The sequence below is a fragment of the Inquilinus sp. OTU3971 genome (assembly GCF_038440215.1).
This window is the reverse complement of record NZ_JASATH010000256.1, coordinates 1-9637: the sequence shown is the minus strand read 5'-3', so window position 1 is coordinate 9637 and position 9637 is coordinate 1. Positions and strand designations below refer to the sequence as shown.

Below are 9637 nucleotides of genomic sequence, written 5' to 3'. Positions count from 1 at the left end.
CGAGGGGTTCTCGCTGCGCTCGCTCAAGCTGCGCCACCACCGCGGCGCGCTGCACACCATCCCGTTCGGCGCGCTGGACAAGATCACCAACTATTCGCGCGATTGGGTGATCGACAAGATGACGGTCTCGGTCACCTACGACACCGACCTCGACCGGATCAAGCCGATCGTCAAGGAGATCGGCAAGGCCCTCCTGGCCGACCCGGAGATGGCGCCGCACATCCTGGAGACGCTGAAGATGCAGGGGGTTGAGCAGTTCGGCGACTATGCCGTCCAGATCCGACTGAAGATGATGACCAGGCCGGGCGAGCAGTTCGTGATCCGGCGCCGGGCCATGGCGATGCTCAAGAAGGCCTTCGAAGCCAACGGCATCGCCTTCGCGGTCCCGACCGTGACCGTGGCGGGCGGCGGCGGAGCGGCGGCCTCGGCCGTGGCCCAACACGCGCTCGACCGCGCCAAGCCGGCGGGGGAAGCGGGGTAGGGCGGCCGGCTCAGAAGAACGTCGACCGGGCGCTGGCGGAATGTTCCTTCAGCACGGCGTTGCTGGCCGGATCGATCTCCTTCAGCAGCACGTCGTAGCCCCACAGATCGGCCAGATGCTGCAGCACCTGCCTGGTGTCGTTCTCAGCCAGCAGGATGCCGTTCACCACGCTGTGATGCAGGATCAGGCGGCGGTCGCCGGCGAGGTCGACATCGACCACCTGGATGTCCGGGTCGACCCAGGCGACATCGTAGTGGCGGGCCAGTGCCCGGCGGATGCGGCGATAGCCGTGCTCGTCATGGATGGCGTCGACCCGCAGCTCCGGCTGGCCGGAATCGTCCAGCAGGTGGAACATCCGCCACTGCCGGATCAGCCGCGGGCTGAGGAACTGCGAGACGAAGCTCTCGTCGCGATAGTTCGCCCAGACATCCTGCAGCACGCCGGTGGCGTCGCCCTTCCCGGCGATGTCCGGGAACCATTCGCGGTCCTCGGCGGTCGGATCGACGACGATCCGCTCGATGTCCTGCATCATCCCCAGGCCGAGGGCATAGGGGTTGATGCCGCTGTAGTGCTGGTCGTTGAAGTCCGGCTGGTACACGACGTTGGTGTGCGACTGCAGGAACTCCAGGAAGGCGCCGTCGTTCAGGGCGCCCTGCTCGTGCAGCGTGGTCATGATCTTGTAGTGCACCCAGCAGGCGCAGCCCTCGTTCATCACCTTGGTCTGCGACTGCGGATAGAAGTACTGCGCCACCAGCCGGACGATGCGCAGCAGCTCGCGCTGCCAAGGCTGCAGCCGCGGCGCCGACTTCTCCAGGAAGTAGAGGATATTCTCCTGCGGCAGCTCCAGCAGGGCGCGGCGGCGCTCCTCGCTCAGCACCGGCCCGGATTTGGCCGGCGCGTTCGGCAGGGTGCGCCACAGGTCGTTGAACACCTGCTCCTGGTACTCCAGCCGATCCTTGGCCCGCCGCTCCTCGGTCTTCAGGTCCGGCCGGCGCGGCCGCGGATAGCGGTGCACGCCGTGGCTCATCAGCGCATGGGCGGCGTCCAGCAGCTGCTCGACCGCCATCTGGCCGTAGCGCTCCTCGCATTGCGCGATGTAGCCCTTGGCGAACTCCAGATAGTCGAGGATGCCCTCGGCATCGGTCCACTGCTTGAACAGGTAGTTGGTCTTGAAGAAGGTGTTGTGGCCGAAGGCGGCATGGGCGATCACCAGCGTCTGCAGGGTCGCTGAGTTCTCCTCCATGATGTAGCTGATGCAGGGGCTGGAATTGATCACCAGCTCATAGGCCAGGCCGCGCAGCCCCTTGCGGTACAGCACCTCGTTCTGGGCGAACTGCTTGCCGAAGGACCAGTGCTTGTAGAACAGCGGCATGCCGATCGAGGAATAGGCGTCGAGCATCTGCTCGGCGGTGATCACCTCGATCTGGTTGGGGTAGGTATCGAGCTTCAGCCCCTTCGCCACCTGTCCGACCCGGTCGTAGATCCGCTGGATCGTGCCGAAGTCCCAGTCGGTGCCCGGGAAGAGCAGAGCATCATCTGTCATTCGGCCCCCGCGGTCTGCACGTCGCGACGTTGGAACAGCTCGCGGAACACCGGATAGATGTCGCGGCGGTGCCAGACCTTGCGCATGGCGAAGGGCGCATCGGCCTTCCGCACCCGGTCATAGGTCTGCCACAGGTCGGTCTGCCGTGGCACCACGCCGGACGACATCGGGTCCTCGTCGCGGCCGACCTCCAGATAGGCGAAGTACTGGCACAGCGGCAGGATCTCGTCGCTCAGCAGGGCGGCGGATTTGGCGCTGTCGCTCGACAGGTTGTCGCCGTCCGAGGCCTGGGCGGCGTAGATGTTCCAGTCCTCCGGCCGGTAGCGCTGGGCCACGATCGACGCCATCATCTCGAGCGCGGTGGAAACCACCGTGCCGCCGCTCTCGGTCGAGTAGAAGAACGTCTCCTCATCCACCTCCTCGGCCTGGTGGGTGTGGCGGATGAAGACGATCTCGACATGCTTGTAGCGGCGCTTGAGGAACAGGTGGAGGAGGGCGAAGAAGCGCTTCGCCAGGTCCTTCATGTGCTCGGTCATCGAGCCGGAGACGTCCATCAGGCAGAACATCACCGCCTGGGCCACCGGCTTCGGCGTTGCCTCCAGCCGGCGGTAGCGCAGGTCGACCGGGTCGATATAGGGGATGCGACGGCTGCGCCGCAGCAGATGATCCAGCTGCTCCTGCAACTGGTCGATCCTGTCCTGGTCGGCGTCGGCCTCGCCCTCCAGCGCCACGATCTCGGCCTCGATGTCCTTGATCTCGCCGGGCTTCGGACGGCGCAGCGCGATCCGCCGGGACATCGCCCGCTGCATGGTCCGGGTCACCGCCAGGCTGGCCGGCGGGCCGCTGGTGGAGAAACCAGCCCGCCGCCAGCCGACGCTCTCGGATGCGACCAGCTTGCGCTTGGCCAGGTCGGGCAGCTCCAGATCGTCGAGGAAGAGCTCGAGATACTCCTCCTGCGACAGCACGAAGCGGAACTCGTCCTGGCCGTCGCCGTCAGGCGCGCCCTCGCTGCCGCCGCCCCCGCCGCCGCGCTTCGGCCGCTGCAGGGTGTCGCCCTCGACGAACTCCTTGTTGCCCGGCAGCACATGGTCGCGCAGGCCGCCGGAGGCGGAGCGGTGCAGCCGCGGCTCGTTCACGCCGGTGACCGGGATCGAGACCTCGCCGCCCTGCTCCAGGTCCTTGATGCTGCGCTCGCGCGAACTGTCCCGGACCGCCCGCTGCACCAGGGCCTTGGCCCGGCGCAGGAAGCGCTGGCGGTTGACGAGGCTCTTGCCACCCGGATTGAGCCGCCGGTCGATGATATGCATGGACATCGCGCGTCGCTTCCGACCTCCTTCTTCAGCCCGCCTGCTTCACCCGCATGTACCATTCGACCAGGCGCCGGACCTGCCGCTCGGTGTAGCCGCGGCTGACCATGCGCAGGACGAATTCCTCGTGCTTCTTCTCGGTGTCGCCGTCCTTCTTCGAGCCGAAGCTGATCACCGGCAGCAGTTCCTCGACCTGGCTGAACATCCGCCGCTCGATCACGTCGCGGATCTTCTCGTAGCTGGTCCAGCTCGGGTTGCGGCCCTCGTTGCCGGCGCGGGAGCGCAGGGCGAACTTGACCACCTCATTGCGGAAATCCTTCGGGTTGGCGATCCCGGCCGGCTTCTCGATCTTGGTCAGCTCCTGGTTCAGCAGGTCGCGGTTCAGCAGCTGGCCTGTGTCGGGGTCCTTGAAGTCCTGGTCCTCGATCCAGGCGTCGGCGTAGTCGACATAGCGGTCGAACAGGTTCTGACCGTAGTCGTGATACGATTCCAGATAGGCCTTCTGGATCTCGTGCCCGATGAACTCGGCATAACGCGGCGCCAGCTCGGCCTTCAGGAACTCCAGGTAGCGCTTCTCGATCTCGGCCGGCAGCTGCTCGCGGCGCACCATCTGCTCGACCACATACATCAGGTGAACGGGATCGGCGGCGACCTCGTTGGTGTCGTGGTTGTAGGTCGCGGCCAGCGCCTTGAAGGCAAAGCGGGTCGAGACCCCATCCATGCCCTCGTCGACCCCGCCGGCATCCTTGTACTCCTGCAGGCTGCGGGCGCGGGGGTCGACCTCGCGCAGGCTCTCGCCGTCATAGACCCGCATCTTGGAGTAGAGGTTGGAGTTCTCGTGCTCGTGCAGCCGCGACAGCACCGAGAAGCGGGCCAGCATCTCCAGCGTGCCCGGGGCGCAGGGCGCATCCGCCAGCTTCGAGCCGCGGATCAGCTTGTCGTAGATCTTCTGCTCCTCGGTCACCCGGAGGCAGTAGGGCACCTTGATCACGTAGATCCGGTCGATGAAGGCCTCGTTGTTTTTGTTGTTCTTGAAGCCCTGCCACTCGGACTCGTTGGAATGCGCCATGATGATGCCGGTGAACGGCAGGGCGCCGATGTTCTCGGTACCGACGTAGTTGGCCTCCTGCGTCGCCGTCAGCAGCGGGTGCAGCATCTTGATCGGCGCCTTGAACATCTCGACGAATTCGAGCAGGCCCTGGTTGGCGCGGTTCAGGCCGCCGGAATAGCTGTAGGCGTCAGGGTCGTGCTGCGGCAGCGTCTCCAGGCTGCGGATGTCGACCTTGCCGACCAGCGAGGAGATGTCCTGGTTGTTCTCATCGCCCGGCTCGGTCTTGGCGATGCCGATCTGGCGCAGCCGCGACGGCTGCAGCCGCACCACCTTGAAGCGCGAGATGTCGCCGCCGAACTCGTCCAGCCGCTTCAGGCACCAGGGGCTGACCAGCCCAGTCAGGCGCCGGCGCGGAATGCCGTAGCGCTCCTCGAGCTCGGCGCCCATCGTGTCGGGGTTGAACAGGCCGAGCGGGCTCTCGAAGATCGGGCTGATGTCGTCCCCGGCCTTCAGCGCGTAGATCGGATGGATCTCCATCAGCGCCTTCAGCCGTTCGGCCAGCGACGACTTGCCGCCGCCGACCGGGCCGAGCAGGTAGAGGATCTGCTTGCGCTCCTCCAGCCCCTGGGCCGCGTGCAGCAGGAAGCTGACGATCCGCTCGATCGTCTCCTCCATGCCGTAGAACTCGGAGAAGGCCGGGTATACCCGGATGGTGCGGTTCATAAAGATCCGCCCCAGCCGGGCATCGCGGGCGGTGTCCACGATTTCCGGCTGGCCGATGGCGTTGAGCAGCCGTTCCGGCGCGCTCGCATACATCATCGGGTCGCTGCGACACCCTTTCAGGAATTCTTCGAGCGACATCTCCGCCGCGCGGCGGGCCTCGTAGGACTTCGCATAGCTGGTGAAGAGATCGTCGGTCGGTGCCATTGCCACCCGCCAAAGGTTGGAGGATCGAGACTCACCATCCGCAGCTTCTGGATGTCTGTTTCCGGCTCATGATGTGCTGGAGTTTGCGGCGAGAATCAGGTGGTTGACGGGGTGCAGCCTCGTCGCCACTGCCCACAGACCCGGCAGGGGCTGTGCAGTTCGGGCTCCGGTGAGGTGTAATATCTGGCACTACCCCTTCTCCACCGCTCGCTCTGGTTATTAATATAGGTCTGAAACTCACCGATAATACTACTGCTTTGAATTTTATCTCGGTCCGGCGCCTCATTCGTCGAGGTCTTGGCGCGGCCTGCCATCCGAACCGTATGATACCGTCGATGGTACCAGGGTATGCCCAGTTCGCGAGAAAGGCGATGCGGCTTTTCAGCCGACTCGCCCTAAGCATGATATATGTCGCTGCATGATCGAAAAATCCGATCGATTCGGCCCTTATCCATCGTCAGGACGATCGATTGCGGGGCGCGCAAGGCCTGCGCCGCGGTCGCCATGACGCCCATGGCCGCCATGGACTCGGATCCCGAGTCGCGGAGTGATTGCCCGTCCGGCTGCTCTGGGGTCGCGGCATGACCCTGGAACAGCTCCGGATCTTCGTCGCCGTCGCCGAGCATCTGCACGTCACCCGCGCGGCGCAGGCGTTGAACCTGACCCAGTCCGCCGCCAGCGCCGCGATCCAGGCGCTGGAGGCACGCCACGCCACCAAGCTGTTCCACCGCGTCGGCCGCGGCATCGCCCTGACCGATGCCGGCACCGCCTTCCTGCCGGAGGCGCGGGCGGTGCTGATCCGCGCCGCCCTGGCCGAGCGCGCTCTGGACGACCTGTCCGGTCTGCGCCGCGGCGTCCTGGCGCTGCACGCCAGCCAGACCATCGGCAACTACTGGCTGCCGTCGCTGATGCACCGGTTCCGGACGGCGCATCCCGGGCTGCAGCTCGACCTCACCATCGGCAACACCACCCAGGTGGCCGAGGCGGTGCGCGAGGGCCGGGCCGATATCGGCTTCGTCGAGGGCGATCTCGACCTCGCCGGCTTCGAGCATGCCAGCCTGCCGGGCGACCGGCTGGTGCTGGTGGTCGGCGCCGGCCATCCCTGGGCCGGGGAGAGGATGGTGGCGCCGGCCCGCTTCGCCGACAGCCCCTGGGTGCTGCGCGAACGCGGCTCCGGCACCCGCCAGGTGTTCGAATCGGCGCTCGGGCGGCTTGGCGTCGACCCGGCCGCGCTGCCGGTGGCGCTCGAGCTGGCCAGCAACGAGGCGGTGCGGGCGGCGATCGAGGCCGGGGCAGGGGCGGGGGTGCTGTCCAGCCTGGCGGTCGAATCGGGGCTGCGCTTCGGCACGTTGCACCAGCTCGACCCGCCATTCCCGGCCCGCCGCTTCCGCGTGCTGCGCCATCCGGACCACTACCGCAGCAAGGCGGTGGAGGCGTTCCTCGACATGCTGGATCTCGGCTAGGCCGGCGCCGCCGCGCCGCAGACCCTCCATGCCGGATCGGCATGCCGGCGGGCGGGAGCGCCGTCCTAAAAGCGAGTCCATGCTCGACCAGACCCGTGCCTATGCCTCTCCTCGCGCCGCCTTTCGCGGCGGGGTGCGCGACGTGCTGGGCGCGCCCCTCCTGGTGCTCGGGGCCTCCTATCTCGGCTTCGGCTCGCTGGTGCGGGCCAGCGGGCTCGGCCTGCCGGTCGGGCTGCTCTCGACCCTGACCGGCTGGGCGCTGCCGGGCCAGATGGTGCTGATCGAGGCGTATGCCGTCGGCGCCTCGCTGCTGGCCATGGTCGCGGCGGTGGCGCTGGTCAATGTCCGGCTGCTGCCGATGACGCTGGTGCTGCTGCCCGGGCTGCGCGTGCCGGGGCGGCCGCGCTGGTGGGACTATGCCGCGGCGCATCTGGTCGCCGTCACCGGCTGGGTGCAGGGGATGCGGGTCTGCCCGACCCTGCCGCCGGAGCAGCGGCTGCCCTATTTCGTCGGCTTCGCCGGCATCCTGTGGGCGTCCTGCGTCGCCTGGACCGCGGCCGGGTACTACCTGGTCACGGCGGTGCCGGCCTCGGTCTCGCTCGGGCTGGTCTTCCTCAACCCGCTCTACTTCATCCTGGTGCTGACCGCCGATCTCCGGAACCGGGCGCGGCTCGGCGCCATGGTGCTGGGTGCGGCGCTGGGGCCGCCGCTGTACCGGCTCGACCCGGAATGGGGGCTCTTGGCCACCGGCCTGATCGCCGGCACCGCCGCCTTCCTGGCCGACCGGCTGTGGAGACGCCGACATGGCTGAGGCTCTGCCCTGGCTGATGCTGCTCGGCGCCGCGCTCGCCACCTATGTCTGGCGGGCGCTCGGCGTCTTTCTCGGCGGCCGGGTGCGCGAGGGCGGGGCGCTGCTCGACTGGGTCGGTTGCGTCGCCTACGCCATCCTGGCCGGGCTGATCGCGCGCATGATCCTGCTGCCGGCCGGCCCGCTGGCCGCGACCTCGATGGCCGAGCGGGCCGGCGCCACCGCGCTCGGCCTCGCCGTGTTCCTCTTGTTCCGCCGCAACGTGCTGCTCGGCGTCGGCGCCGGGGCGGGGGCGCTGACGCTGATGGCCGGCTGGGCCTAGCCCTTGGCCTGCTGCGCCGTGGCCCGGATCTGGCTCAGGCTGGCGCGCGGGGTGATCGCCTCCGGGTCCAGCTTGATCCAGATCAGCGCCGGCCGGCCGGAGGCGACCGCCCGCTCGAAGGCCGGCGCGAACTCCTCGGTCCGTTCCACCGTCTCGGCATGGGCACCGTAGGCCTGGGCCAGCTGCGCGAAATCCGGGTTCTGCAGCCCGGTGCCGCTGATCCGGGCCGGGTATTCCCGCTCCTGGTGCATGCGGATGGTGCCGTACATGCCGTTGTCGATCACCAGGAACACCACCGCGGCGTTGTACTGGGCCGCGGTCGCCAGCTCCTGCCCGTTCATCAGGAAGCAGCCGTCGCCGGCGGCGGCGATCACCACCCGCTCCGGATGCTGCAGCTTGGCGGCGACGCCGGCCGGCACGCCATAGCCCATCGAGCCGTTGGTCGGCGCCAGCTGGGTGCGCCAGCCGCGGTAGCGATAGAAGCGGTGGAACCAGGTGGCGTAGTTGCCGGCGCCGTTGCAGATCATGGCATCGGCGGGCAGCCGGCCGACCAGCCAGCGCACGATCTCCGACATCTGCACCGCGCCGGGCGACACCACCGGCTGCTGCCAGGCCTCGTAATCGGCGCGGGCGCTGCGCACCCAGTCCTGCCGCGCCTGGATGTCTCCGGCCGGGGCCAGGCCGGCCAGCGCCGTGGCGACGGCGGCGGAATTGGCGTTGATCGCCAACTCGGGCTGGTACACCCGGCCCAGCTCCTCCGCCCCGGCATGGATGTGCACCAGCCGCTGCGCCGGCACCGGCACGTTCAGAAGGGTGTAGCCACCGGTGGTCATCTCGCCCAGCCGGGCGCCCAGCACCACCAGCAGGTCGGTGGTCTTCACCCGCTCGGCCAGCTTCGGGTTCGGGCCGATGCCGACATCGCCGACAAAGTGGGTATGGTCGTTGTCGACATAGTCCTGGCAGCGGAAGGAGACGGTCAGCGGCACCTCCCAGGCCTCGGCGAAGGCCTGGATGTCGGCCCGCGCCTTGGCGTCCCAGCCGCCGCCGCCGATCAGCAGCAGCGGCCGCTTCGCCTCGGCCAGCAGGTCGCGCAGCCGGGCCAGGGCTTCGACGCCGATGCCGGTCTCGACCGGGACGGCGGGGCGGGCATCCGGCGCGTCGGTCTGCTCGACCAGCATGTCCTCCGGCAGCGCCAGCACCACCGGGCCCGGGCGGCCGGAGGTGGCGGTATAGAAGGCACGGGAGACGAATTCCGGCACCCGGTCGGCGTCGTCGATCTGCGCCGCCCATTTGGTCATCGAGCCGAAGACCTTGCGGACATCGACCTCCTGGAACGCCTCGCGCTCGAACATGTCGCGGCCGACTTGGCCCATGAACACGATCACCGGCGACGAATCCTGCTGCGCCACATGGATGCCGACCGAGGCGTTGGTGATGCCCGGGCCGCGGGTGACGAAGCAGATGCCCGGTTTGCCGGTGGCCTTGGCGTAGGCGTCGGCCATATAGGCGGCGCCGCCTTCCTGGCGGCAGACCACCAGCTTGATCTCCGGCACGTCGTGCAGCGCGTCGAGCACGGCCAGGTAGCTCTCGCCCGGCACGCAGAAGATGGTGTCGACGCCGTTCAGGCGCAGGGTGTCGACCAGGGCGCGGGCTGCGGTGCGGGACATGATGGGCGACCGTTTCTTATGGGCGTTGCGCTGCCGGTCTAGCATGCGGCTCGCGGTCGTCCAACCCG

8 protein-coding genes are annotated in these 9637 nt (G+C 68.2%); 4 read left to right on the top strand and 4 right to left on the bottom strand.

Translation table 11 applies throughout. From position 1 onward, the window contains the following. The coding region (locus AAHM41_RS36630; RefSeq protein ID WP_342241573.1) for a mechanosensitive ion channel family protein at nucleotides 1–481 on the top strand (481 nt) is incomplete at its 5' end. Between the two features lie 10 nt (nucleotides 482–491). Here the strand turns inward: AAHM41_RS36630 and AAHM41_RS36625 are convergent. From AAHM41_RS36625 to AAHM41_RS36615, 3 genes are read right to left on the bottom strand one after another with little or no spacing between them, the layout of a single operon-like run. Further along, entirely contained in the window at nucleotides 492–2024 is a 1533-nt protein-coding gene (locus AAHM41_RS36625) for a SpoVR family protein (RefSeq protein WP_342241572.1), read from the bottom strand. Beyond that, nucleotides 2021–3337 carry a YeaH/YhbH family protein gene (locus AAHM41_RS36620; RefSeq protein WP_446719516.1) on the bottom strand — a complete coding sequence of 439 codons (1317 nt, stop codon included), beginning with the start codon at nucleotides 3335–3337 and terminating at the stop codon, nucleotides 2021–2023. The genes AAHM41_RS36625 and AAHM41_RS36620 overlap by 4 nt, the downstream gene beginning before the upstream one ends. Nucleotides 3338–3362: 25 nt before the next feature. Next, complete coding sequence (locus AAHM41_RS36615; RefSeq protein ID WP_342241571.1) at nucleotides 3363–5309, bottom strand: PrkA family serine protein kinase; 1947 nt, start codon at nucleotides 5307–5309, stop codon at nucleotides 3363–3365. A 581-nt stretch (nucleotides 5310–5890) separates the two neighbouring features. On the opposite strand from AAHM41_RS36615, the gene AAHM41_RS36610 reads away from it, so the two are divergent. The 3 genes from AAHM41_RS36610 (at nucleotide 5891) to AAHM41_RS36600 (ending at nucleotide 7902) form a co-directional block, all read left to right on the top strand. Next, complete coding sequence (locus AAHM41_RS36610; RefSeq protein WP_342241570.1) at nucleotides 5891–6772, top strand: LysR substrate-binding domain-containing protein; 882 nt, start codon at nucleotides 5891–5893, stop codon at nucleotides 6770–6772. 79 nt (nucleotides 6773–6851) lie between these two features. Then, nucleotides 6852–7583 (top strand): AzlC family ABC transporter permease, encoded by a 732-nt coding sequence (locus AAHM41_RS36605; RefSeq protein ID WP_342241569.1) that lies wholly within the window; start codon nucleotides 6852–6854, stop codon nucleotides 7581–7583. After that, nucleotides 7576–7902 (top strand): AzlD domain-containing protein, encoded by a 327-nt coding sequence (locus AAHM41_RS36600; RefSeq protein WP_342241568.1) that lies wholly within the window; start codon nucleotides 7576–7578, stop codon nucleotides 7900–7902. Before AAHM41_RS36605 ends, AAHM41_RS36600 begins: the two co-directional genes overlap by 8 nt. Here the strand turns inward: AAHM41_RS36600 and AAHM41_RS36595 are convergent. Beyond that, complete coding sequence (locus AAHM41_RS36595; protein ID WP_342241567.1) at nucleotides 7899–9569, bottom strand: thiamine pyrophosphate-binding protein; 1671 nt, start codon at nucleotides 9567–9569, stop codon at nucleotides 7899–7901. The genes AAHM41_RS36600 and AAHM41_RS36595 overlap by 4 nt on opposite strands. Nucleotides 9570–9637 lie beyond the last annotated feature (68 nt).

Excerpts from the sequence above, each read along its gene's own strand:
- AAHM41_RS36625 (WP_342241572.1), bottom strand. The coding sequence starts at position 2,024 with ATGACAGATGATGCTCTGCTCTTCCCGGGCACCGACTGGGACTTCGGC.
- AAHM41_RS36620 (WP_446719516.1), bottom strand. The coding sequence starts at position 3,337 with ATGTCCATGCATATCATCGACCGGCGGCTCAATCCGGGTGGCAAGAGC.
- AAHM41_RS36615 (WP_342241571.1), bottom strand. The coding sequence starts at position 5,309 with ATGGCACCGACCGACGATCTCTTCACCAGCTATGCGAAGTCCTACGAG.
- AAHM41_RS36610 (WP_342241570.1), top strand. The coding sequence starts at position 5,891 with ATGACCCTGGAACAGCTCCGGATCTTCGTCGCCGTCGCCGAGCATCTG.
- AAHM41_RS36605 (WP_342241569.1), top strand. The coding sequence starts at position 6,852 with ATGCTCGACCAGACCCGTGCCTATGCCTCTCCTCGCGCCGCCTTTCGC.
- AAHM41_RS36600 (WP_342241568.1), top strand. The coding sequence starts at position 7,576 with ATGGCTGAGGCTCTGCCCTGGCTGATGCTGCTCGGCGCCGCGCTCGCC.
- AAHM41_RS36595 (WP_342241567.1), bottom strand. The coding sequence starts at position 9,569 with ATGTCCCGCACCGCAGCCCGCGCCCTGGTCGACACCCTGCGCCTGAAC.